The sequence below is a fragment of the Pseudomonas nitroreducens TX1 genome (assembly GCF_000313755.1).
GTDB classification, from domain to species: Bacteria; Pseudomonadota; Gammaproteobacteria; order Pseudomonadales; family Pseudomonadaceae; genus Pseudomonas; species Pseudomonas nitroreducens_A.
Window position 1 is genome coordinate 1 of the sequence record NZ_AMZB01000101.1, and the last position, 24,920, is coordinate 24,920.

20 protein-coding genes are annotated in these 24,920 nt (G+C 66.0%); 19 read left to right on the plus strand and 1 reads right to left on the minus strand.

Annotation, left to right across the window (positions count from 1 at the left end; genetic code table 11):
- Positions 1 to 41: 41 nt before the first annotated feature.
- The gene (locus C167_RS0110260) at positions 42 to 1,133 is read right to left on the minus strand and encodes a polyamine ABC transporter substrate-binding protein (RefSeq protein WP_026078944.1); all 1,092 of its coding nucleotides are present in this window, start codon (positions 1,131 to 1,133) and stop codon (positions 42 to 44) included.
- A 115-nt stretch (positions 1,134 to 1,248) separates the two neighbouring features.
- Here C167_RS0110260 and C167_RS0110265 point away from each other — a divergent pair, with 115 nt between their 5' ends.
- The 19 genes from C167_RS0110265 to C167_RS0110360 all read left to right on the plus strand — a co-directional run bounded on the left by C167_RS0110265 (position 1,249) and on the right by C167_RS0110360 (position 24,795).
- The gene (locus C167_RS0110265) at positions 1,249 to 2,157 is read left to right on the plus strand and encodes a LysR family transcriptional regulator (protein ID WP_017518187.1); all 909 of its coding nucleotides are present in this window, start codon (positions 1,249 to 1,251) and stop codon (positions 2,155 to 2,157) included.
- Between the two features lie 162 nt (positions 2,158 to 2,319).
- Positions 2,320 to 4,173, plus strand: coding sequence for a protein-disulfide reductase DsbD (locus C167_RS0110270; protein ID WP_017518188.1), 1,854 nt, complete (start codon positions 2,320 to 2,322; stop codon positions 4,171 to 4,173).
- Positions 4,174 to 4,322: 149 nt separating this feature from the next.
- The gene (aroQ, locus tag C167_RS0110275) at positions 4,323 to 4,766 is read left to right on the plus strand and encodes a type II 3-dehydroquinate dehydratase (RefSeq protein ID WP_015479055.1); all 444 of its coding nucleotides are present in this window, start codon (positions 4,323 to 4,325) and stop codon (positions 4,764 to 4,766) included.
- Positions 4,767 to 4,790: 24 nt separating this feature from the next.
- Complete coding sequence (gene accB, locus C167_RS0110280; RefSeq protein ID WP_017518189.1) at positions 4,791 to 5,258, plus strand: acetyl-CoA carboxylase biotin carboxyl carrier protein; 468 nt, start codon at positions 4,791 to 4,793, stop codon at positions 5,256 to 5,258.
- Between the two features lie 17 nt (positions 5,259 to 5,275).
- Positions 5,276 to 6,625: an acetyl-CoA carboxylase biotin carboxylase subunit gene (gene accC / locus C167_RS0110285; protein ID WP_017518190.1), complete on the plus strand. Its 1,350-nt coding sequence runs from the start codon at positions 5,276 to 5,278 to the stop codon at positions 6,623 to 6,625.
- A gap of 182 nt (positions 6,626 to 6,807) precedes the next feature.
- Positions 6,808 to 7,686, plus strand: a complete 879-nt coding sequence (gene prmA / locus C167_RS0110290) for a 50S ribosomal protein L11 methyltransferase (RefSeq protein ID WP_017518191.1) — start codon at positions 6,808 to 6,810, stop codon at positions 7,684 to 7,686.
- A 59-nt stretch (positions 7,687 to 7,745) separates the two neighbouring features.
- Positions 7,746 to 9,365 (plus strand): DUF3426 domain-containing protein, encoded by a 1,620-nt coding sequence (locus C167_RS32395; protein ID WP_026078945.1) that lies wholly within the window; start codon positions 7,746 to 7,748, stop codon positions 9,363 to 9,365.
- A gap of 221 nt (positions 9,366 to 9,586) precedes the next feature.
- The gene (dusB, locus tag C167_RS0110300; RefSeq protein ID WP_017518193.1) at positions 9,587 to 10,594 is read left to right on the plus strand and encodes a tRNA dihydrouridine synthase DusB; all 1,008 of its coding nucleotides are present in this window, start codon (positions 9,587 to 9,589) and stop codon (positions 10,592 to 10,594) included.
- Positions 10,591 to 10,911 carry a DNA-binding transcriptional regulator Fis gene (gene fis / locus C167_RS0110305; RefSeq protein ID WP_026078947.1) on the plus strand — a complete coding sequence of 107 codons (321 nt, stop codon included), beginning with the start codon at positions 10,591 to 10,593 and terminating at the stop codon, positions 10,909 to 10,911. The genes dusB and fis overlap by 4 nt, the downstream gene beginning before the upstream one ends.
- A gap of 87 nt (positions 10,912 to 10,998) precedes the next feature.
- Entirely contained in the window at positions 10,999 to 12,600 is a 1,602-nt protein-coding gene (purH, locus tag C167_RS0110310) for a bifunctional phosphoribosylaminoimidazolecarboxamide formyltransferase/IMP cyclohydrolase (RefSeq protein WP_017518195.1), read from the plus strand.
- A 218-nt stretch (positions 12,601 to 12,818) separates the two neighbouring features.
- The gene (gene purD, locus C167_RS0110315; RefSeq protein ID WP_017518196.1) at positions 12,819 to 14,108 is read left to right on the plus strand and encodes a phosphoribosylamine--glycine ligase; all 1,290 of its coding nucleotides are present in this window, start codon (positions 12,819 to 12,821) and stop codon (positions 14,106 to 14,108) included.
- 125 nt (positions 14,109 to 14,233) lie between these two features.
- On the plus strand, positions 14,234 to 17,095 hold the full coding sequence (locus C167_RS0110320; RefSeq protein WP_017518197.1) for a hybrid sensor histidine kinase/response regulator: 2,862 nt from the start codon (positions 14,234 to 14,236) through the stop codon (positions 17,093 to 17,095).
- A 140-nt stretch (positions 17,096 to 17,235) separates the two neighbouring features.
- Positions 17,236 to 17,826, plus strand: a complete 591-nt coding sequence (locus C167_RS0110325) for a MarC family protein (RefSeq protein WP_017518198.1) — start codon at positions 17,236 to 17,238, stop codon at positions 17,824 to 17,826.
- A 240-nt stretch (positions 17,827 to 18,066) separates the two neighbouring features.
- Entirely contained in the window at positions 18,067 to 19,335 is a 1,269-nt protein-coding gene (urtA, locus tag C167_RS0110330) for an urea ABC transporter substrate-binding protein (RefSeq protein ID WP_017518199.1), read from the plus strand.
- 240 nt (positions 19,336 to 19,575) lie between these two features.
- Positions 19,576 to 21,162, plus strand: a complete 1,587-nt coding sequence (gene urtB, locus C167_RS0110335) for an urea ABC transporter permease subunit UrtB (RefSeq protein WP_017518200.1) — start codon at positions 19,576 to 19,578, stop codon at positions 21,160 to 21,162.
- A gap of 133 nt (positions 21,163 to 21,295) precedes the next feature.
- Entirely contained in the window at positions 21,296 to 22,366 is a 1,071-nt protein-coding gene (gene urtC, locus C167_RS0110340; RefSeq protein WP_017518201.1) for an urea ABC transporter permease subunit UrtC, read from the plus strand.
- 145 nt (positions 22,367 to 22,511) lie between these two features.
- Positions 22,512 to 23,357, plus strand: coding sequence for an urea ABC transporter ATP-binding protein UrtD (gene urtD / locus C167_RS0110350; protein ID WP_026078948.1), 846 nt, complete (start codon positions 22,512 to 22,514; stop codon positions 23,355 to 23,357).
- Between the two features lie 108 nt (positions 23,358 to 23,465).
- Positions 23,466 to 24,164 (plus strand): urea ABC transporter ATP-binding subunit UrtE, encoded by a 699-nt coding sequence (urtE, locus tag C167_RS0110355; RefSeq protein WP_017518204.1) that lies wholly within the window; start codon positions 23,466 to 23,468, stop codon positions 24,162 to 24,164.
- A 175-nt stretch (positions 24,165 to 24,339) separates the two neighbouring features.
- Positions 24,340 to 24,795 carry a GNAT family N-acetyltransferase gene (locus C167_RS0110360; RefSeq protein ID WP_017518205.1) on the plus strand — a complete coding sequence of 152 codons (456 nt, stop codon included), beginning with the start codon at positions 24,340 to 24,342 and terminating at the stop codon, positions 24,793 to 24,795.
- Positions 24,796 to 24,920: the final 125 nt, after the last annotated feature.

Genomic DNA, 24,920 nt, shown 5'->3' on the forward strand with positions numbered 1-24,920 from the left:
CCTTTAGGGAGAGGGTTAGGGAGAGGGCAAGCGCAGGCGAATCAGCTACGCGTGCGGAACGCCGACCACAGCCGGGTGCGCTCGCGTTGCTGCTTCAGGGTCAGCAGTTGTTCGCCGAACAATTTCTGGCGCATGGCCACCGGCGGGTAGATGTCCGGATCGCTGGCGACGTCGGCATTGAGCAGCGGCGTGGCCTTGAGGTTGGCGTTGGCGAAGTACAGGGTGTTGGTCAGCTCGGCGATGGCGTCCGGGCGCAGCATGAAGTCGATGAACGCGCGAGCTTCCTGCGGGTGCGGGGCGTCCACCGGGATGGCCATGGTGTCGAACCAGATCAGCGTGCCTTCCCTGGGAATCCGGTAGATCACCTCGAACGGCTTGTTCGCCTGCCTGGCCTGCGCCGCCCCCATCAGCGCGTCACCGGTATAGGTCAGGGCAACGCACAACGAACCATTGGCCAGGTCATTGATGTGCTTGCCGCTGGCGATGTAGCGCACGTTGGGTTGCAGCTTGCCCAGCAGCTCACGGACCTGGGCGAGGTCGGCCGGATCGGTGCTGTAGGGCGGCTTGCCGAGGTAGTTCAGCGCCACGCTGATGACCTCCTGGGGCGAGTCGATCAGCGAGAGGCCGCAGTCGGCCAGGCGGCTGGCGTATTCGGGCTTGAACAGCAGGTCGAGGCTGTCCAGCGGCGCATCGGGGATGCGCTTGAGCACTTCGTCCTGGTTGATCGCCAGGCCCACGGTGCCCCAGGTATAGGGCACGCCGAAGCGGTTGCCGGGGTCGATGGCGGCGAGTTTCGCCAGCAGTTCCGGGTCGAGGTTGGCGAAGTTCTTCAACTGAGTGTCGTCCACCGGCTGCACGGCCCTGGCCTGAATCGCGCGGGCCAACCCGCTGCTGGCCGGGAACACCACGTCGTAGCCGCTGCGTCCGGTCATCAACTTGCTGTCGAGTACCTCGGCACTGTCGAAGGTGTCGTACTTGACACGGATGCCGGTCTCCTTCTGGAACCGCTGCAGCGCGTCGGCGCCGACGTAATCCGCCCAGTTGTACAGGTTGAGCACCCGCTCCTGCGCCTGCAGGGGCACGGCCAACGACACGGCCAGTGCCGCGAGAGTCGCCCGGAAGAACACACGCATGATCATCGCCTCAAGGTTGTTGTGGTCATGGGGCGAGCATGGGGCGGGCTTTACTTTGCAAAAATACAAAGTTAATTACTTTGGCATTTCACTCTCACAATGTTTGGTGCCCATCATGCTCAGCCAGTTGCGCGACCTCGACCTGCAGTTGCTGCGCCTCTTCGTCACGGTGGTGGAGTGCGGCGGCTTCAGCGCGGCACAGGGCGAACTGGGCTTGAGCCAGCCGAGCATCAGCATCCAGATGGCCAAGCTGGAGACACGCCTGGGCTACCGCCTGTGCGAGCGCGGCAAGGGCGGCTTCCGCCTGACCCCCAAGGGCGAGCACCTGCTGCAATCGACGCGACGGCTGTTCGTTGCCATCGAGGGATTCCGCGACGAGGCGCGCGGCGTTGCCGACAAACTGCTGGGCGAGGTGCGCATCGGCCTGTCGGAAAGCCTGGAAGAGAGCGTGCTGGCGCGTCTGTCCGACGCCATCCGGCGCTTCCGTCAACGCAACGAGGCGGTCACCCTCGACCTTCTCACCGCCACGCCCGCAGAACTGGAGCGCCTGCTCCTGCAGGATCGCCTGCACCTGGCGGTCGGCTACTTCGCCGGCACCCAGGCCGCGCTGGAGCATCACACCCTGTTCGTCGAACCCCAGGGCCTGTATTGCGGCGCCGGTCATCCGGCCTTCAAGGAAAAGAAGCCGAGCCGCGACTCCCTGGCGGAAGCCGATCAGGTGCTACACCCGTATCGTTTCATCGCCGCCGACGAGCCGCTGCAAACCAGCCGCAGCAGCGCGCGCTGCGAGCAGGTCGACGGCAGCCTGGCGTTCATCCTCTCCGGCGCGCACATCGGCTACCTGCCCAAGCACGTCGCCCAACCGTGGATCGAGCGCGGCCAGTTGCGCGAACTGCTGCCGGGCGAGTTGGGCTTCGATGTGGCCTTCAGCCTGACCCGCCACCGCGGCCGCCATCCCGGCGACGCCGAGCAGGCCTTCGTCAGCGACCTGCTGGCAGCCTTCGACCAGCACGCGGCCGATTGACGCAGCAGCGCCACGGGAACCGAGCCCAGTAGGCGCAGTCCCACAGCGGCTATCACTTCTTGTGACAGCTCATGCGGCAACGCCCCGGGCCGCACCGGAAGCTTTCCGCTATCATGCCCGCCACGTCCTCCGTCCGCCCATTACGTAGTCCGCGAGATGTCCATGCGCCGCCTGCTAACCCTGCTCCTGCTCCTGGTCGCCCTGCCCGCTTCCGCCGGCCTGTTCGACAAACCCGCCGACAAGGGCGGCTTCGCCGTCACGCAACCGGCCAAGGGCGACTTCCTGCCGGTGGCCGAGGCCTTCCGCGTCAGCGTCGAGGACAGCGACAGCCAGCAGGTGAAGCTGCGCTTTATCAATGCCGACGGCTACTACCTCTACCAGCACCGCTTCAGCTTCAAGGTCGAGCCCGCCGACAGCGGCGTGAGCGTCGGCGAAGTGAAGCTGCCGCCAGGCAAGCAGCACCACGACGACTATTTCGGCGATACGGTGGTCTACTACGCCATCACCGACATCGACGTGCCGCTGCTCAATCCGCAGCACAAGCCCTTCACCCTGGTCGTCAGCTACCAGGGCTGCGCCGACAAGGGCCTGTGCTACGCGCCGGAAACCACCCGCCTGCAGATCGCCGACGGCCAGGCCGCCAGCGTCGTGACCGGCCCCGCCCCCGCTGCCACCGCGGCCAAGTCCACCGCCTCGGGCAACCCGCTGGCCAGCCTGCTGGGCGACCACGAGCCGGGCAAGATCAAGAAACTCGGCCGCGCGCTGGTGATCTTCTTCCTGCTGGGCCTGGCGCTGACCTTCACCCCCTGCGTGCTGCCGATGCTGCCGATCCTCTCCGGCGTGGTCCTGCGCGGTCGTCCGGGCGGCATGCGCGGCCTGGCGCTGTCGCTGGCCTACGTGCTGCCCATGGCGGCCTGCTACGCGGTCCTCGGCACGCTGATGGGCCTGTTCGGCGCCAAGCTCAACCTGCAGGCGATGCTGCAGTCGCCCTGGGTGCTGATCCCCTTCGCGGCCTTCTTCGTGGTCTTCGCCATCGCCATGTTCGGCGTGTTCGAGATGCGCCTTCCGGGCTTCCTGCGCGAGCGCCTGGACAACATGGCGAACAACACCCGCGGCGGTTCGATTGCCGGCGCGGCGACCCTGGGCGTGCTCTCCAGCCTGCTGGTGTCGCCCTGCGTCACCGCACCGCTGGCCGGCCTGCTGCTCTACATCAGCAGCACCGGCGATGCCGTCGGCGGCGGTCTGCTGCTGTTCTCCCTGGGCCTGGGCATGGGTACGCCGCTGGTGATCTTCGCCGTCGGCGGCGGCGCGCTGCTGCCCAAGAGCGGCGCCTGGATGAACGGCGTACGCAACGTCTTCGGCGTGATGCTGCTGGCGGTGGCCATCTGGATGCTCGAGCGCCTGGTCTCCGGGCCGGTAGCCCTGACCCTCTGGGGCACTCTCGCCGGAGGCGTCGCCCTGGCCATCGGCACCCTTGAACTGGGGCCGAAGCAGCCGCTGCAACGACTCGGCCAACTGCTGGGCCTGATGCTGCTGGTCTACGCCGTGGCAGCCTGGACCGGTGCCCTGCGCGGCGAATCCGACCCGCTGCACCCGCTGGGCCGCAGCGGCGTCAGCACCCACGCCGGCCCTCCGAGCGCCACCCCCGGTGATTGGCAGAACATCACCACCCCGGCGCAGCTCAACGCCGCCCTGGCCAGCGCCCGGGCCGCCGGTCGCCCGGTGCTGCTGGACTGGTACGCCGACTGGTGCATCAGCTGCAAGATCATCGAGCGCCAGGTGTTGCCGGCGCCGGAAGTCCAGTCACAGCTGCCCGGCTTCGTCCTGCTGCGCTTCGACATGACCGCCAGCACCGAGGAACAGCGCGCCCTGCTCGACCGCTACAACCTGTTCGGCCCGCCGGCGCTGCTGTTCTTCTCGCCCAAAGGCGACGAATGGTCGGACCTGCGCATCATCGGCGAGACCGACGCCGCCACCCTCGCCGACCGCCTGAAACAGGCTGGCAAGCGTTCCTGACCACCGTTTGATTGCAATGGTTTTGCCGCAATCGGCTGGCAACATGCTGACATCTACGGCAAAACCCGCATGACTGGACAGTCACGCCAGCTTTCCGGCATAGTCCCGCCCACTCTTTCCCCGCCAAGAACAAGGACTACCGCATCCAGATGGCGACCTTACTGGTATTGCACGGGCCCAACCTCAACCTGCTGGGTACCCGCGAGCCCGACAAGTACGGCTCCGTCACCCTCGAGCAGATCAACCAGGACCTGGAGCGCCGCGCCCGCGAGGCCGGCCACCACCTGATGCACCTGCAGAGCAACGCCGAGTACGAATTGATCGACCGGATCCATGCCGCGCGCAACGAAGGCGTGGACTTCATCCTCATCAATCCGGCCGCTTTCACGCATACAAGTGTCGCTCTACGTGACGCATTGCTCGCAGTGAGCATCCCATTCATCGAAGTGCACCTCTCCAACGTGCACAAACGTGAACCTTTCCGGCATCACTCCTACTTCTCCGACGTGGCGGTAGGGGTGATCTGCGGTCTGGGCGCCACAGGCTACCGCCTGGCCCTGGAATCCGCCCTTGAACAACTTGAACGCCCGTGACCTCACCTGGGAGAGCGAACACTGATGGACATCCGTAAAGTCAAGAAACTGATCGAACTGCTCGAAGAATCCGGTATCGACGAACTGGAGATCAAAGAGGGCGAAGAGTCCGTACGCATCAGCCGTCACAGCAAGACCGCCGCCCAGCCGATCTACGCTGCCGCCCCGGCCTACGCTCCGGCTCCGGCCGCAGCGCCGGTCGCTGCCGCTGCCGCTGCCGCCCCGGCCGCTGAAGCCGCTCCGGCTGCGCAGAACCTCGCCGGCGCCGTGCGCTCGCCGATGGTCGGCACCTTCTACCGCGCAGCCTCCCCGACCTCCGCCAACTTCGTCGAAGTCGGCCAGAGCGTGAAGAAAGGCGACATCCTCTGCATCGTCGAAGCCATGAAGATGATGAACCACATCGAGGCCGAGACCAGCGGCGTGATCGGCCAGATCCTCGTGGAGAACGGCCAGCCGGTCGAGTTCGACCAGCCCCTGTTCACCATCGTTTAAACCGCGGGGAACCTGCGATGTTGGAAAAAGTACTGATCGCCAACCGCGGCGAAATCGCGCTGCGCATCCTGCGCGCGTGCAAGGAGCTGGGCATCAAGACAGTGGCCGTGCACTCGACCGCCGACCGCGAGCTGATGCACCTGTCGCTGGCCGACGAAGCGGTCTGCATCGGTCCGGCCCCGGCCGCGCAGTCCTACCTGCACATCCCGGCGATCATCGCCGCGGCCGAGGTCACCGGCGCCGTGGGTATCCACCCCGGCTACGGCTTCCTCGCCGAGAACGCCGACTTCGCCGAGCAGGTCGAGCGCTCGGGCTTCACCTTCATCGGCCCCAGCGCCGACGTCATCCGCCTGATGGGTGACAAGGTGTCGGCCAAGGACGCCATGAAGAAAGCCGGTGTGCCGACCGTGCCGGGCTCCGACGGCCCGCTGCCCGAAGACGAAGAGACCGCACTGGCGATCGCCCGCGAGGTCGGCTACCCGGTGATCATCAAGGCCGCCGGTGGCGGTGGTGGTCGCGGCATGCGCGTGGTGCACCACGAGGAAGACCTGATCAAGTCCGCCAAGCTGACCCGCACCGAAGCGGGCGCGGCCTTCGGCAACTCGATGGTCTACCTGGAGAAGTTCCTGACCAACCCGCGTCACGTGGAAGTCCAGGTCCTCTCCGACGGCCAGGGCAACGCCATCCACCTGGGCGACCGCGACTGCTCCCTGCAGCGTCGTCACCAGAAGGTGCTGGAAGAAGCCCCAGCCCCCGGCATCGACGAGAAGGCCCGCGCCGAAGTGCTGGCCCGCTGCGTCCAGGCCTGCGTGGAAATCGGCTACCGTGGCGCCGGCACCTTCGAGTTCCTCTACGAGAACGGCCGCTTCTACTTCATCGAGATGAACACCCGCGTGCAGGTGGAGCATCCGGTGTCGGAGATGGTCACGGGTATCGACATCGTCAAGGAAATGCTCAGCATCGCCTCGGGCAACAAGCTGTCGATCCGCCAGGAAGACGTGGTCATCCGTGGCCATGCGCTGGAATGCCGGATCAACGCCGAAGACCCGAAGACCTTCATGCCCAGCCCCGGCAAGGTGAAGCACTTCCACGCACCGGGCGGCAACGGCGTGCGCGTGGATTCGCACCTGTACAGCGGCTACGCCGTACCGCCGAACTACGACTCGCTGGTGGGCAAGATCATCACCTACGGCAAGGACCGCGATGAAGCCATGGCGCGCATGCGCAATGCGCTGGACGAGCTGATTGTCGACGGCATCAAGACCAACACCGAGCTGCACAAGGAGCTGGTCCGCGATAAAGAGTTCTGCAAGGGTGGCGTGAACATCCACTACCTGGAGAAGAAGCTGGGCATGGACAAGCACTGAGCCTGCCTGCTCCGCCTCGCTCCATCACAAGGGCTGCCTCCGGGCGGCCCTTGTGCTTTGCGGCCCCTGCACGCTGGCATGGCAGGGTGCCGTGCAGTAAGCTTGCCGCCTTTATCTGCGGGCCGCCCAGGCGGCCCGTTGTCTTTTCCAGCGCCATCCCAGCACGATCGAGGTACCGCCCCATGCCCTGGCTTCAAGTCCGACTCGCCATCACCCCGGATCAGGCGGAAACCTATGAAGATGCGCTGCTGGAAGTCGGCGCCGTCTCCGTGACCTTCATGGACGCCGAAGACCAGCCGATCTTCGAGCCGGACCTGGGCACCACCCCGCTGTGGAGCCACACCCACCTGCTCGCGCTGTTCGAGGCCGACACCGACGAGACGGCGCTGACCGCCCACCTTTCGCTACTTACCGGCGGCGCACTGCCGGAACACCAGATCGAGCGTATCGAGGACCAGGACTGGGAACGCAGCTGGATGGACAACTTCAAGCCGATGCGCTTCGGTCGCCGCCTGTGGATCGTCCCCAGTTGGCACGAGGCTCCGGAGCCTGAGGCGGTGAACCTGCTGCTCGACCCAGGCCTGGCGTTCGGCACCGGCACCCACCCGACCACCGCGCTGTGCCTGGAGTGGCTCGACGGCCAGGAGCTGGCCGGCCAACAGGTGCTGGATTTCGGCTGCGGCTCGGGCATCCTCGCCATCGCCGCGCTGCTGCTGGGCGCCGAACAGGCTGTCGGCACCGACATCGACCCGCAGGCGCTGGAAGCCTCTCGCGACAATGCCTCGCGCAACGGCATCGACCCGGCGAAATTCCCCGTCTACCTGCCCGCCGATCTGCCCAAGGCACAGGCGGACGTCCTGGTGGCGAACATTCTGGCCGGTCCGCTGGTCACATTGGCAGAACAGCTCACCGGCCTGGTGAAATCCGGTGGCCTGCTGGCCCTCTCGGGCATCCTCGCCGAGCAGGCCGAGGAAGTTCGCGCCGCCTATGCCGACGCCTTCGATCTCGACCCGACCGCCGAGCGCGACGGCTGGATCCGCATCAGCGGCCGCCGCCGCTGATGCCCGCCGCACGGGGCTTGAGTTAGACTAACCGCCAGTTTTTTCCGCCGGACCGCCGCATGAGCGACAGCTTCATCACACAGTGCCCCCATTGCCAGACCCGTTTCCGCGTCAACGCGGCGCAACTGGGCGCGGCCAGCGGTGCTGTGCGCTGCGGAACCTGCCTGAAGGTGTTCAGCGCGCCGCAGAACATGGTGGGCGAGCCGTCCCAGGTTCCCGCACCGACTGTCAGGGCAGCACCGCCGGTCGAAGCCCCAGGACCTATCCCGAACCCCGAGCCGGTCGCGCCACCTGCTCCGCCGAAAGCTCCGCAGCCCGTCGCAGCGGCGCCGAGTCCCACGCCAGCCTTCACGACCTTCACCCCCGAAAGGCCAGCGGCACCCGCCACCCCCGGCACCGCCACCCTCGGCTGGCCGCTGGCGCCCCATGCGGCAAGGCATTCCAGCGATGTGGCGGAAAAACCCGCCGTCGTCGAACCCAAGGCGGAAGCGAAACCGGCCCCCGTGGTCGAACCTGCCCCGGCCACCACGGTGATCGCCCCCGCGGCAACCCTGACCAGCGAGCCGTCCAGGCCCGCTCCCGTGCCGTCGAAAAAAGACGAAACCCTGTGGATTCACGACGACCTCGACCTGGACAGCCTCAATCTCGACGAGGAACTGGCCAAGCTCGATGAATTCGAACTGTCCCAGGAGTTCCTCAGCATCGATCGCGCCCCGCGCCCCAGCGAGGCCCTGCAGACCCGTCAGGAAGAAAAGCGCGACCCGCATGACGAACGCTGGGCCGAAGCGCTGCTGGAAGATGAACAGAACGGCGCCAGCCGGGCATCCCGCCAGGAGCCCAGCCTCGGCCGACTGTCCGCCGACGAGCCCGAGGAGCCGCCCGCCAGCGCACGCCTGGTAGCCGACACGGCTCCCCAGCCCGAAGAGCCGGAGGACGAACCGGAAGACGAACCACGCATCGATCCAGCGCCCCGGCGCATGGAGCCCTTGCGGGTAGAGACCGACGAGGAAAAGCTTCCTGCCTTCAGCGCCCGCCGCGACGATGACGAACCCGAAGCGGACGAGGACCAGGACGAAGCTCCGCCGCTGGCCGACCCCCGCGGCGACAACCGCCGCGCCGAACCCGCCCTGCACGATGGCGGCCTGCACGACCTGAGCGACGAACCCCTGCAGCTCGACTGGCAGAAGCCCAAGCGCCGCTGGGGCCGCCGCCTGTTCTGGCTGCTGCTGGTATTGCTGGCCCTGGCCGGCCTCGCCGGCCAGTACATCGCCTATCACTTCGACGAACTGGCGCGCCAGGACCAGTACCGCCCCTGGTTCGCCCAGGCCTGCCCGGAGCTGGGCTGTACCCTGCCCTCCAAGGTCGATGTGGAGCAGATCCGCAGCAGCAACCTGGTGGTGCGCAGCCACCCGGACTTCAGCGGCGCACTGGTGGTCGACGCGATCATCTACAACCGCGCCAACTTCTCCCAGCCTTTCCCGCTGCTGGAGATGCGCTTCGCCGACCTGAATGGCCAACTGATCGCCAGCCGTCGTTTCAAACCCAGCGAATACCTCTCGGGGGAGTTGGCCGGGCAGGACGAGATGCCGCCGCAGACGCCGATCCACATCTCCCTGGACATCCTCGATCCGGGTCCGAAGGCAGTGAACTACAGCCTGAGCTTCCACTCGCCGGAATGACCCGGCGGGTAGCTCAAAGCGCCTGAGAACGCCAGCTCCGCTCGTCTTCCTACCTTGAGTGCTAAGCCCGGAGCTGTTCAGAATTTATCCAAATTCGCCTTTATCCGGTCATCGAGAGCGGGTATCATGCCCTCCCTTTTTTGCTAGCACCGGTGGCAGGCCCCGAAACGCACCCGCGAGTCCCTAACGCGCGGCGCCTCGGTGTTCCCGCCCCATTGACCATGGAAAACCAGTCGGTGGTACGCATCGGCTCCTACACACTGCCCAACAGACTGATCCTGGCCCCGATGGCCGGCGTCACCGATCGTCCGTTCCGCCAGCTTTGTCGCCGCCTCGGCGCCGGCATGGTGGTCTCGGAGATGGTCACCAGCGACGTCCGCCTGTGGAACAGCCGCAAGTCGCGCCTGCGCCTGCAGCACGACCACGAGGACCAGCCACGTTCGGTGCAGATCGCCGGCGGCGACCCGCAGATGCTCGCGGAAGCCGCAAGGTGCAACGTGGAGCTCGGCGCCCAGATCATCGACATCAACATGGGCTGTCCGGCGAAGAAGGTTTGCAACAAGGCCGCGGGTTCCGCGCTGATGAAGGATGAACGGCTGGTGGCCGACATCCTCGAGGCGGTGGTCGCGGCCGTAGAGGTTCCCGTCACCCTGAAGATTCGTACCGGTTGGGACCGGTCGAACAAGAACGGTGTGACGGTGGCGCGGATCGCCGAGCAGTCGGGCATTCAGGCGCTGGCGGTGCACGGCAGGACGCGTGCCGACCTCTACACCGGCGAGGCGGAGTACGAAACCATCGCGGCGATCAAGCAGGCGGTTTCGATTCCGGTCTTCGCCAATGGTGATATCGATTCGCCGCGCAAGGCACGGCAGGTTTTCGAGCAGACGGGCGTGGATGCCCTGCTGATCGGCCGCGCCGCCCAGGGCAACCCCTGGATATTCCGCGAAATCGATCATTACCTGAGCACCGGCGAGCTGCTGCCGGCGCCGAGTCTGCACGAGGTGCAGGGCATCCTGCTCGAGCACCTCGCTGCATTGCATGCGTTTTATGGGGAGGAAATGGGTGTGCGAATTGCCCGCAAGCATGTGGGCTGGTACCTCGCAACCCTACCGGGAGCGGCGGAGTTCCGCTCCCAGTTCAATCGTTTGCAGGACACGGATGCACAGAGCGCCAGCGTCAGGCAGTTCTTCGCCGAGCGCCACAATAACGGAGAAGGGGTGGCCGCATGACAACGATGACCGAGACATTAGTGAGTGGAATGACACCCGTGAGCGACAACGCCAACCTTAAACAGCACCTGACCACTCCGACGCAGGAGGGCCAGACCCTCCGCGACAGCGTGGAAAAGGCGCTGCACAACTATTTCGCCCATCTCGAAGGGCAGCCGGTCACGGACGTGTACAACATGGTGCTTTGCGAAGTCGAAGCACCGCTGCTGGAAACCGTCATGAACTACGTGAAGGGTAACCAGACCAAAGCCTCCGAACTGCTGGGGCTGAACCGCGGGACCCTGCGCAAGAAACTCAAGCAGTACGATCTTCTCTGACAGGTGGCAGGCGCGGGCCCGCGACCTCGAGGTCAGCCGGGCCCGCGCCTGACACGCGAAAAGCCCGAAGCCTTTGTGGAAGCCGCTATGACCGACCAAACCACCCGCCTGCCCGTCCGCCGTGCGCTGATCAGCGTTTCCGACAAGACCGGCGTCGTCGATTTCGCCCGTGAGCTGGCAGCCCTCGGCGTGGAGATTCTCTCCACCGGCGGCACCTACAAGCTGCTCAGGGACAACGCCATCGCCGCCGTGGAAGTGGCCGACTACACCGGCTTCCCGGAGATGATGGACGGCCGCGTGAAAACCCTGCACCCGAAAGTCCACGGCGGCATCCTCGGTCGTCGCGACATCGACGGCGCGGTGATGCAGGAGCACGGCATCAAGCCGATCGACCTGGTCGCGGTCAACCTGTACCCCTTCGCCGCCACCGTGGCCAAACCCGGCTGCACCCTGCCCGACGCCATCGAGAACATCGACATCGGCGGCCCGACCATGGTTCGCAGCGCGGCGAAGAACCACAAGGACGTCGCCATCGTGGTCAACTCCACCGACTATGCAGGCGTCATCGCGGCCCTGAAGGACGGAGGCCTGACCTACGCCCAGCGCTTCAACCTGGCCCTCAAGGCGTTCGAGCACACCTCCGCCTACGACGGCATGATCGCCAACTACCTGGGCACCATCGACCAGGACGCCGAGACGCTGTCCACCGAGAATCGCCTGCAGTTCCCGCGCACCTTCAACAGCCAGTTCATCAAGGCCCAGGACATGCGCTACGGCGAGAACCCGCACCAGAGCGCGGCGTTCTACGTCGAAGGCGGCGAGGCCAGCGTCTCCACCGCCATCCAGCTGCAGGGCAAGGAGCTGTCGTTCAACAACGTGGCCGACACCGACGCCGCGCTGGAATGCGTGAAGAGCTTCGTCAAGCCGGCCTGCGTCATCGTCAAGCACGCCAACCCGTGCGGCGTGGCCGTGGTTCCGGAAAACGAAGGCGGCATCCGCAAGGCCTATGACCTGGCCTACGCCACCGACACCGAGTCGGCCTTCGGCGGCATCATCGCCTTCAACCGCGAGCTGGACGGCGAGACCGCCCAGGCCATCGTCGAGCGCCAGTTCGTCGAAGTCATCATCGCCCCGAAAGTCTCCGAAGCCGCCCGCGCCGTGGTTGCCGCCAAGGCCAACGTGCGCCTGCTGGAATGCGGCGAGTGGCCGGCCGAGCGTCCTGCCGGCTGGGACTTCAAGCGCGTCAACGGCGGCCTGCTGGTACAGAGCCGCGACATCGGCATGATCACCGCCGATGACCTGAAGATCGTCACCCAGCGCGCCCCGAGCGAGCAGGAAATCCACGACCTGATCTTCGCCTGGAAAGTCGCCAAGTTCGTGAAATCCAACGCCATCGTCTATGCCAAGAACCGCCAGACCGTCGGTGTCGGCGCCGGCCAGATGAGCCGCGTGAACTCCGCCCGTATCGCCGCCATCAAGGCCGAGCACGCTGGCCTGGAAGTGAAGGGTGCGGTCATGGCCTCCGACGCCTTCTTCCCGTTCCGCGACGGCATCGACAACGCGGCCAAGGCCGGCATCACCGCGGTGATCCAGCCGGGTGGCTCGATGCGCGACAACGAAGTGATCGCCGCTGCAGACGAAGCCGGTATTGCCATGGTCTTCACCGGCATGCGCCACTTTAGGCATTAACCGGGACGGCCGCACTGTAGCGGCCGTCTACTGCGTTGCGGACGACTTCACCAATGCTCATTGCCAATAGGCAACTCCGCTTGTCGAAGCCGTCCGCGCCTTGCATCCAGCCACTCCATTGCGCCCTCGCACAGGCTGGAAAAAAGCTCTCGTAGGTTGGGTGGAGCGAAGCGATACCCGACAATCCGGCCAAGCCGGAACTGTTCAGGAGATTTCCAATGAACGTACTCATCATCGGCAGCGGCGGTCGCGAGCACGCGCTGGCCTGGAAGGTCGCGCAGGATTCGCGCGTGCAGAAGGTCTTCGTCGCGCCGGGCAACGCCGGCACCGCTACCGAAGCCAAGTGCGAGAACGTCGCCATCGACGTGCTGGCCCTGGAAGAGCTGGCCGACTTCGCCGCGAAGAACGTGCAGCTGACCATAGTCGGCCCCGAGGCCCCGCTGGTCAAAGGCGTGGTCGACCTGTTCCGCGCCCGCGGCCTGGACATCTTCGGCCCCACCGCCGGCGCCGCCCAGCTGGAAGGCTCCAAGGCCTTCACCAAGGACTTCCTCGCGCGCCACAAGATCCCCACCGCCGACTACCAGAACTTCACCGAAGTCGAGCCGGCGCTGGCCTACCTGAAGGAGAAAGGCGCGCCCATCGTGATCAAGGCCGACGGCCTGGCCGCGGGCAAGGGCGTGATCGTCGCCATGACCCTAGCCGAAGCCGAAGACGCCGTGCGCGACATGCTCGCCGGCAACGCCTTCGGTGACGCCGGTTCGCGCGTGGTGATCGAGGAATTCCTCGACGGTGAGGAAGCCAGCTTCATCGTCATGGTCGACGGCCAGAACGTGCTGCCCATGGCCACCAGCCAGGACCACAAGCGCGTCGGCGACGGCGATACCGGCCCGAACACCGGCGGCATGGGTGCGTACTCCCCCGCTCCGGTGGTGACTGCCGACGTGCACCAGCGCGTAATGGACGAAGTGATCTACCCGACCGTGCGCGGCATGGCCGAGGAAGGCAACGTCTACACCGGCTTCCTCTACGCCGGCCTGATGATCGACAAGAGCGGCGCGCCGAAGGTCATCGAGTTCAACTGCCGCTTCGGCGACCCGGAAACCCAGCCGATCATGGTCCGCCTCGAATCGTCCCTGGTCCTGCTGGTCGAGGCCGCCCTGGCCAAGGCGCTGGACAAGGTCGAAGCCACCTGGGACCCGCGTCCCACCGTGGGTGTCGTATTGGCCGCCGGCGGCTACCCGGGCGACTACGCCAAGGGTGACGTCATCGAGGGCCTGGACGAAGCCGCCAAGCTCGACGGCAAGGTGTTCCACGCCGGTACCGCGCTGAAGGACGGCCAGGTCGTCACCAGCGGCGGCCGCGTGCTGTGCGCCACCGCCATCGGCCCGAGCGTTTCCTCGGCCCAGGAGCAGGCTTATCGCCTGGCCGAGAAGGTCCGCTGGAACGGCAGCTTCTACCGCAAGGACATCGGCTATCGCGCCATCGCTCGCGAACGCGGCGAGGGCTGATCCGACGGGCGGAGGCATCCGCTGTCGGATGCCTCCGCTACCCTGATCCGCGCGTGCACGGGTGGATTCCGGGCCTCAGTACACTTGGCTATAATTCGACCACTCACTACCGAAGGGACTTCGCCGTGCGTCGGCTCTGGATTGCCATAGGACTGCTCATCAGCCTCGTGCTGCTGTTGCCTGCGCTGGCTGCGTCGAGTAATGGCGATGCAACCCTGGCGGCGCAGTCCGTTGTTCTGCGTGATACCTCGACGCCGCCTCCACCGGCCGCGCAGTGGAACGTCCTGCGCGACGAGAGCGCGCAACTGCAGATCGCCGACGTCCTGCAACGCAAACAGCAATTCTTCCCGCTCGACAAACACTCCTTCATCTACCCCGCCAGTTCCCAGGCCGTCTGGCTGCAAGTGCAACTGCCGGCGCAGCAGCGCCCCAGCTGGCTGTGGATCTTCGCCCCGCGCGTTCAGTACCTCGATTACTACCTGGTGCAGGACGGTCGGCTGCAAAAGCAGCTGCACACCGGGGAACTCCGGCCGTTCCAGGAGCGCCCGCTGCCTTCGCGTTCCTATCTCTTCGCGCTGCCTACCGATGGCCAGCCGATGACGCTCTACGTGCGGATGACCTCCAACCATCCGCTGATGGCCTGGTTCGAACAGATCGACGACGCCGGCCTGGTGGCCCTGGAGCGGCCGGCATACTTCTTCGGCATGCTCCTGGGCGCCATGCTCCTGCTGATGCTGTACAACCTCACCCGCTTCGCCTACATGCGCGGCAGCACCAGCAGCCTCTGGCTGGCGGCGATGCATGGGTCGCTGGCGCTTTGCGCCGCCGCCAACCTGGGGCTGGTGGCCTTCGCCCTGCCCTGGCTGACGTTCAACCAGTCGCTGGTTGCCGACCTGGGGGCCCTGGGTGCCGCTGTCTGCCTGCTGGGTTTTGCGGCCAGCTTCTTCCGCGGCACCGTGAACAGCCCGCTCAATCGCCTGCTCCACGCCGAGGCACTGGCAATCCTGCTGATCGGCATGCTCATCGCCTTCACCCAGGTGTTCTGGTTCAGCTGGCTGGTCTACCTGCTGGTGATCCTCTGCTCGCTCAGTGTGCCGCTGGTGGCCGCCTGGCACTGGTACCACGGCTACCGCCCGGCTCGCCTGGTCACCATCGGCATGCTGGTATTCAACAGTGGCTTCCTGGTGTTCCTGCCGGTTCTGTTCGGCACCCACCAGCTGGAGCCGGGCTGGCTGGTACTGGGCGTCTTCAGCTTCGCCACCCTCGCCGGTTTCATCCTCAGCGTGTCGCTTACCGAGCGCCAGCGCCTGCTGCAGCAGCTCAACCTGCAGCAGCGCACCAGCGAGGCGGCTCATGCGGCGGAGTTGCAGGCCAAGGGCGACTTCCTGGCCAAGATCAGCCACGAGATCCGCACCCCCATGAACGGGGTGCTGGGCATGACCGAGTTGCTGCTCGGCACCCCGCTCTCGGCCAAGCAGCGCGATTACGTGCAGACCATCCACAGTGCGGGCAACGAACTGCTGTCGCTGATCAACGAGATTCTCGACATCTCCAAGCTGGAGTCCGGACAGATCGAGCTGGACGAGGTGCAGTTCGACCTCGGCGCGCTGATCGAGGACTGCCTGGCGATCTTCCGCGCCAAGGCCGAGCAGCAGAAAGTCGAACTGATCAGTTTCACCCAGCCGCAGGTGCCGCGCATCGTCAGCGGCGACCCGACACGCCTGCGCCAGGCCGTACTGAGCCTGCTGGACAACGCCTTCAAGCAGACCGACGAGGGCGAGATTCTGCTCGTCGTCGCCCTCGACGGCCCAACAGAGCGTCCGCGCCTGCGCATCGCCGTGCAGGACAGCGGCCGACCGCTGGACAGCGCCGACCGCCAGGCGCTGCTCACCGCCGAGCTGCACAGCCGCGACTTCCTCTCCGCCACCCGCATCAGCAGCCGCCTTGGCCTGATCATCGCGCGCCAGCTGATCCGCCTGATGTCCGGCGACTTTGGCATCGAGAGCGGTATCGAAAGCGGCCAAGGCGCCGAAGGCGCCGGCAACCTGTTGTGGCTCAGCCTGCCGCTGGACCCGCAGCAGATCGACCAGGCCGGCGCCGACCTCGACGGTCCGTTGCAGGGCGCCCGCCTGCTGGTGGTGGACGACAACCAGACCTGCCGCAAGGTGGTGGTGCAGCAGTGCAGCGCCTGGGGCATGAACGTCAGCGCGGTGTCCTCGGGCAAGGAAGCGCTGGCCCAACTGCGCACCAAGGCGCACCTGCGCGAATACTTCGACGTGGTCCTGCTCGACCAGGACATGCCCGGCATGACCGGCATGCAGCTGGCCACCAAGATCCAGGAAGACCCGAATATCAACCACGACCTCCTGCTGATCATGCTCACGGGTATCAGCAATGCGCCGAGCAAGATCATCGCGCGCAATGCGGGCATCAAGCGCATCCTCGCCAAGCCGGTGGCCGGTTACACGCTCAAGGCGACCCTCGCCGAAGAACTGTCGCAGCGCGGCCCGAGCGGCGTGAGCAACTACCTCGCGCCGGCCAGCGAGCCGGTGTCCAACGTGCCGCCGACCGACTTCCGCATCCTCGTCGCCGAGGACAACAGCATCTCCACCAAGGTCATCCGCGGCATGCTGAGCAAGCTCAACCTGCAGCCCGATACCGCCAGCAACGGTGAGGAAGCGCTGGCGGCGATGAAGTCCACCCAGTACGACCTGGTGCTGATGGACTGCGAGATGCCGGTACTCGACGGTTTCTCCGCCACCGAACGACTGCGCGCCTGGGAAGCCAGCGAGCAGCGCCCGCACACCCCGGTGGTGGCGCTCACCGCGCACATCCTCAGCGAGCACAAGGAGCGCGCGCGGCTGGTCGGCATGGACGGCCACATGGCCAAGCCGGTGGAGCTGTCGCAACTGCGCGAGCTGGTGGCCTACTGGGTCGGCGAACGCGATCGCCGCCTGCGCCAGCAGAGCGATGCGCTGCCGTCCTGATCCCGCCCTTCCGCCCGTCATATCCCTGGCGTAGGAGCCCGATAGACCGAGCGGGCATTTGCCCCGCCGCAATGCCTCCCGCCGTGCCACCCGCTATGCTGTGCCCTGCCGCGCCCTCTCAATCCGGACGAGTCGTTCCCATGCAAGTGATGTTCAGCGTGTACCTGAAGATGCTGGTGCTCTACAGCCCGTTCTTCGTCCTTTCCTGCTTCATCAGCCTGAACCGCGGCTTCGCCCCGCGCGACCGCAAGCGCATGGCCTGGCGCGTGGCCCTGGCGGCGTTGATCGCCAGCGTGCTGCTGTACCTGTTCGGGCGCTATATCTTCACCCTGTTCGGCATCACCGCCGACGCCTTCCGCATCGGCGCGGGCAGCGTGCTGTTCATCTCCGCGCTGGGCATGGCCCAGGGTCGTTCGGCGGTGCAGGCGGACAACGTGCAGCAGGACGTCACCATAGTCCCGCTGACCATTCCCATCACAGTCGGCCCGGGCACCATTGGCGCACTGCTGGTGATGGGCGTGAACCAGGACTGGGAGCACAAGCTGCTGGCCATGGCGGCGATATTCCTCGCCTGCCTGACGGTGGGCGTCACGCTCTACCTGTCCGACAAGATCGAGAAGGTCCTCGGCGAGCAGGGCCTGATGATCGTCAGCCGCCTGATGGGCCTGTTCGTCTGCGCCCTCGCCGCGCAGATCATCATGACCGGCGTGCGCGGCTACTTCATTCCCTAGCCACGCGCACCTTTGGGGAGCATCGCGCAGCAAAGCGTGTTCAACGCACCAAAGCTGCGCACTGAAAAACCTCATCATCACGACAGAAAATCGCGTGCAGCCCATCTGCGCCAAGGCTTTTGCCTGTTTGGCACGGATGCTGCGATGGCAGCTTCGATCCGGTCCACGGATCGCCCCATTTCCGGGGAAGCTGCCGCACCGGCAACTCCCCGCCCCTGGATAGCCAAGGAGGCTGCCGCGATGAAACGTCGTCCGCTGTTGAAAAGTACGCTGGCCATGAGCGCCCTGCTGCTCACCGGTCTGTTCCCGTTCAGCTCCCAGGCCGCCGAGACCATCAAGGTCGGCATCCTGCATTCGCTGTCCGGCACCATGGCGATCTCCGAGACCTCGCTCAAGGACATGGCGTTGATGACCATCGACGAGATCAACGCTAAGGGCGGAGTGAACGGCAAGAAGCTCGAGGCGGTAGTGGTCGACCCGGCCTCCAACTGGCCGCTGTTCGCCGAGAAAGCGCGCCAGCTGCTGACCCAGGACAAGGTCGCGGTGGTCTTCGGCTGCTGGACCAGCGTGTCGCGCAAATCGGTGTTGCCGGTATTCGAGGAACTCAACGGCCTGCTGTTCTACCCGGTGCAGTACGAGGGTGAAGAAATGTCGCCCAACGTCTTCTACACCGGTGCCGCACCGAACCAGCAGGCCATCCCGGCCGTGGAATACCTGATGAGCGAGGACGGCGGCGCCGCCAAGCGCTTCTTCCTGCTGGGCACCGACTACGTCTACCCGCGCACCACCAACAAGATCCTGCGCGCCTTCCTGCACAGCAAGGGCGTGGCCGACAAGGACATCCAGGAGGTCTACACGCCGTTCGGCCACAGCGACTATCAAACCATCGTCGCCGACATCAAGAAGTTCTCCGCCGGCGGCAAGACCGCGGTGATCTCCACCGTCAACGGCGACTCCAACGTGCCCTTCTACAAGGAGCTGGCCAACCAGGGCCTGGAAGCCACCGAAGTGCCGGTGGTGGCCTTCTCCGTGGGCGAGGAAGAACTGCGCGGCATCGACACCAAGCCGCTGGTGGGCAACCTGGCGGCGTGGAACTACTTCGAATCGGTGAAGAACCCGGAGAACAGCAAGTTCGTCGCTGACTGGAAGGCCTACGCCAAGGCCAGGAACCTGCCCAACTACAGCACCGCCGTGACCAACGACCCGATGGAGGCCACCTACGTCGGCATCCACATGTGGGCGCAGGCCGTGCAGAAGGCCGGCAGCACCGACGTGGACAAGGTCCGCGAGGCCATGGGCGGGCAGACCTTCAAGGCGCCGTCGGGCTTCACCCTGACCATGGACAAGACCAACCACCACCTGCACAAGCCGGTGATGATCGGCGAGATCGAGGACAACGGTCAGTTCAACGTGGTCTGGAAGACCCCCGAGCCGATCCGCGCCCAGCCGTGGAGCCCGTTCATTCCGGGCAACGACAAGAAGCCGGATTACGCGGTGCGCAGCAACTGATCCGGAGCGGGCTGCAGAGCCCCTCTCCCTAACCCTCTCCCTGAAGGGAGAGGGGACCGAATGGCGCAAGATCAAACGCCAGCGTCAGCCGGCCCAGGCCGTCTCTCCCTGCCGGGGAAGACCGTCTGCGCAGGATGAGGCTGTGAAGTATCCGGCGGCACGGACAGCTCCCTCTCCCTTCAGGGAGAGGGCTGGGGAGAGGGCGCAGCCGCCCACACCCGCCTCTCAGGGAATACATCCATGCCCACTGCCCTGCTCCCCCTGCTCCGCCTCTGCGCCCTGGCGCTGGCCGCGCTGCTGCCGCAGCTCGCCTTCGCCAGCGCCGCGCAGGACTTCGCCAGCGCCGACAACGACGCCCGCGCCCAATTGCTCGAACAATGGGCCGCCGCCCCCGACGCCGACCGCCTGCCGCTGCTGGACGCCATCCAGTCCGGGCGCCTGGCCGTCGATGCGCAGAACCGCGCCTTCCTCATGGGTGACGACGGCCATTACCACCCCGCCGAGGGCGGCGCAACCGCGGTCGGCGAGCCCGACAAGCTGCGCCTGAACAACCGCCTGCGCGGCCTGGTCAACACCGCCATGGCCAGCCACCAACTGGTCGCCGACAGTCCCGAAGTACGCCTGGAAGCCGCGCGCCAGTTGCAGAAGAGCGCCCGCCCGGCACAACGCACGCTGCTCGAATACCGCCTAAACGAAGAGTCGAACGAAAGCGTCAAAGCCGCCCTGCAACTGGCCCTGGCCAACCTGCAGTTGGCCGACCCGGCGCCCGCCGTGCGCCTCTCCGCCGTGCGCCTGCTGGGCGAATCCGGCGATCCGCAGGCGCGCACCCGCCTGGAAAATCTCCTCGACCCCGCTGTCGAACCTGACGATTCCGTGCGTACCGCCGCCGCCACCAGCCTCGGCCAGGTCAAGCGCCGTCTGTTGATGGGTGATCTGTTCGGCCAGGCGTTCAGCGGCCTGTCGCTGGGCTCGATCCTGCTGCTCGCCGCCCTGGGCCTGGCGATCACCTATGGCCTGCTCGGGGTGATCAACATGGCCCACGGCGAGATGCTGATGCTTGGCGCCTACTCCACCTACGTGGTGCAGCTGCTCTGCCAGCGCTTCGCCCCCGGCCTGCTGGAGCTGTACCCGCTGCTGGCGCTGCCGGTGGCCTTCCTGGTCACCGCGTGCATCGGCATGGCCCTGGAGCGTACGGTGATCCGCCACCTCTATGGCCGCCCGCTGGAAACCCTGCTCGCCACCTGGGGCATCAGCCTGGTGCTGATCCAGCTGGTACGCGTGCTGTTCGGCGCGCAGAACGTCGAGGTCGCCAACCCGGCCTGGCTGTCCGGCGGCATCCAGGTGCTGCCCAATCTCGTGCTGCCGTGGAACCGCATCGTCATCATCGGCTTCGCGCTGTTCGTGCTGGCGCTCACCTGGTTGCTGCTCAACCGCACGCGGCTGGGCTTGAACGTCCGTGCCGTCACCCAGAACCGCAACATGGCCGCCTGCTGCGGGGTGCCCACCGGCCGCGTGGACATGCTCGCCTTCGGCCTGGGCTCGGGCATCGCCGGCCTGGGCGGCGTGGCGCTGTCGCAGGTCGGCAACGTCGGCCCGGACCTGGGCCAGAGCTACATCATCGACTCCTTCCTGGTGGTGGTGCTCGGCGGTGTCGGCCAGCTCGCCGGCAGCGTGCTGGCCGCCTTCGGCCTGGGCGTGGCGAACAAGATCCTCGAGCCGCAGATCGGCGCGGTGCTGGGCAAGATCCTGATCCTCGCGCTGATCATCCTGTTCATCCAGAAACGTCCGCAGGGGCTCTTCGCTCTGAAAGGGAGGGTCATCGATTGATGAAAACGTTCCCCTTCTATCCATCCGCTCTTCGTAGGAGCGAGCTTGCTCGCGAACCCGCCCAACTCCGAAGCCAACGGGAAATCTGTTCGCGAGCAAGCTCGCTCCTACAGAAAGCCGGGGAGACTTATTCGTGAACCAGCCACTCACCGTGACGGCCGCACAGAAGGCCGGCCCGAAACTCACCGCCGGCATCGTCGGCGCCGCGCTCATCGCGCTGCTGATACTACCGCTGCTGCACCTGCTGCCGGAGAGCCACGCACTGCACCTCTCCGCCTACGGGCTGACGCTCACCGGCAAGATCCTCTGCTACGCCATCGTCGCCCTGGCGCTGGACCTGGTCTGGGGCTACGCCGGCCTGCTGTCCCTGGGCCACGGGCTGTTCTTCGCCCTGGGCGGCTACGCCATGGGCATGTACCTGATGCGCGAAGCGGCCGGCGACCAGTTGCCCGCGTTCATGACCTTCCTCTCCTGGACGGAACTGCCCTGGTACTGGGCCGGCACGCAGCACTTCCTCTGGGCGCTGTGCCTGGTGGTGCTGGCGCCCGGCCTGCTGGCGCTGGTGTTCGGCTTCTTCGCCTTCCGCTCGCGGATCAAGGGCGTGTACTTCTCGATCATGACCCAGGCGCTGACCTTCGCCGGCATGCTGCTGTTCTTCCGCAACGAGACGGGCTTCGGCGGCAACAACGGCTTCACCAACTTCCGCAGCATCCTCGGTTTTTCGATCACCGCGCCGGGCACTCGAGCAGCGCTGTTCATTGCCATCGTCCTGCTGCTTGCGGCGAGCCTGGCCATCGGCTTCGCCCTGGCGCGCAGCAAGTTCGGCCGCGTGCTCACCGCCCTGCGCGACGCGGAGAACCGCCTGATGTTCTGCGGCTACGACCCGCGCGGCTACAAGCTCTTCGTCTGGACCCTGAGCGCGGTGCTCTGCGGCCTGGCCGGCGCGCTATTCGTGCCGCTGGTGGGCATCATCAACCCCAGCGAGATGTCGCCGACCAACTCCATCGAGGCCGCCGTCTGGGTCGCCCTGGGCGGGCGCGGCACGCTGATTGGCCCGCTGCTGGGCGCCGGCGTGGTCAACGGCGCGAAGAGCTGGTTCACCGTGGCCTTCCCCGAGTACTGGCTGTTCTTCCTCGGCGCGCTGTTCATCCTCGTCACCCTGTATCTGCCGCGCGGCATCATCGGCCTGAGGAAATCATCATGATCGCTACTGCGCATCCCGACTGCGGCGTTGCGCCGTGCTCACTCCTCACCGTACCCCATCGTACTGTCTCGTCGCTGCGCGCGGCGCGCCTTGCAGTCGGGATTGCTCGCGACGCGCTCCTGACGATTTCCGCGGAGGAAGAGCAATGAGAGCGGTCCCCCACCTGATGCTGGAACCGGCCTATGACCCGTCGGGCGCCAGCCGCGATGCCATCGGCATCGGTTCGAGCGCGAGCGGCCAGCTGGACGTGCGCCACGGCACCATCCTCACCCTGGAAGACATCAACGTCAGTTTCGACGGCTTCCGCGCCCTGCGCGACCTCACGCTATACATCGGCGTCGGCGAGCTGCGCTGCATCATCGGCCCCAACGGCGCAGGCAAGACCACGCTGATGGACGTGATCACCGGCAAGACCCGCCCGGACAACGGCAAGGCCTACTTCGGCGAAACCCTCGACCTCACCCGCATGAGCGAAGTGGAGATCGCCCAGGCCGGCATCGGCCGCAAATTCCAGAAGCCCACGGTGTTCGAGGCGCTTTCGGTGTTCGAAAACCTGGAGCTCGCGCAGAAGGCCGACAAGTCGGTATGGGCGAGCCTCAAGGCGAAACTCACCGGCGAGCAGAAGGACCGTATCGAAGAGGTGCTCACCACCATCCGCCTGCGCGAGTCGCGCAATCGCCCCGCAGGATTGCTGTCCCACGGGCAGAAGCAGTTCCTGGAGATCGGCATGCTGCTGGTGCAGGAGCCGCAACTCCTGTTGCTGGATGAACCGGTGGCGGGCATGACCGACGCCGAGACCGAGTTCACCGCCGAGTTGTTCAAGTCCCTTGCTGGCAAGCATTCGCTGATGGTGGTGGAGCACGACATGGGCTTCGTCGGCAGCATCGCCGACCACGTCAGCGTGCTGCACCAGGGGCATGTGCTGGCCGAGGGTTCGCTGGAAGACGTGCAGGCGAATGAGCACGTCATTGAGGTCTATCTAGGGCGCTAGAACGTCGGCGGATGAAGCGCTGCGCTTCATTCGCCCTACGCCGTAGCTAACCGTAGGGCGCATAACGCGCAGCGTTATCCGCCGCAGCCCAATGCAAAGGAAACACCCATGCTGCAAGTCGACAAACTGCACCAGTACTACGGCGGCAGCCACATCCTCCGTGGCCTGTCGTTCGACGCGAAGATCGGTGAGGTCACCTGCCTGCTCGGCCGCAACGGCGTGGGCAAGACCACCCTGCTGCGCTGCCTGATGGGCCTGGTGCCGGCCAAGGAGGGCAAGGTCAGCTGGGAAGGCAAGCCGATCACCGGTTTCAAGCCGCACCAGCGCGTGCACGCCGGTATCGCCTACGTGCCCCAGGGGCGGGAAATCTTCCCGCGCCTGACGGTGGAGGAAAACCTGCTGATGGGCCTGTCGCGGTTCAGCGCCAACGAAGCCAGGGCGGTACCTGAACACATCTACGAACTGTTCCCGGTGCTCAAGGAGATGAAACAGCGCCGCGGCGGTGACCTCTCCGGCGGCCAGCAGCAACAGCTCGCCATCGGCCGCGCGCTGGCCAGCCAGCCACGCCTGCTGATCCTCGACGAGCCCACCGAAGGCATCCAGCCCTCGGTGATCAAGGAGATCGGCGCGGTGATCCGCAAGCTCGCCCAGCGCGGCGACATGGCCATCCTGCTGGTGGAGCAGTTCTATGACTTCGCCGCCGAACTGGCCGACCAGTACCTGGTGATGTCCCGTGGCGAAATCGTCCAGCAGGGCCGGGGGGCAGATATGGAGGCCGAGGGCGTACGCGGGCTGGTGGCTATCTAGCCGACTGTCGGCGGGTTCGCGAGCAAGCTCGCTCCTACAAAGAGCATGCAGATCCGATCGGTAGGAGCGAGCGTGCTCGCGAACCACGCCCCACACCGAGACGACCTGTCACTGGCGAACGACGACAACCGATGGCAAGCTGCCAGGCCACGCACTGGTTTTTCTGGAGTTCGTCATGCCCCTCGTCCTGCGCCCCGCCGTCTATGACGACGCCGGTTTCGCCGCAGTCTGCGTGGCAGCCGCCTACGCCCAGTGGATTCCCAGGCTCGGCCGCAAGCCCGGCCCGATGCTGGACGACTACCACGCCATCATCGCCGAGGACCGCGTGCTGATCGCCGAGCAGGACGGCGCGCCAGTCGGCCTGCTGGTAATGCGCGAGACCGACGAAGGCTTCCTGCTCGACAACATCGCCGTGCTCCCCGAATGCGCCGGCCAGGGCATCGGCCGCGAGTTGCTGGTGCACGCCGAGACAGCCGCCGCGAAGCTGGGCTACTCGTCGCTGTACCTCTACACCAACGAGCGCATGGTGGAGAACATCGAGCTGTACGCCAGGAACGGCTACCAGGAATACGCGCGCCGGCTGGAGAACGGCTTCCGCCGCGTGTACATGCGCAAGCAGCTCTCCGTGTAGTCGACGCACCGAGATGGGGCGCAACGATCGATAACGCACCGCAACCGCGCCCATACCTGACCAACCAGACAATCCCCCTGGGCACCCCATACACCGCACCGAACGGGCCCTGCGACACCTTGTGC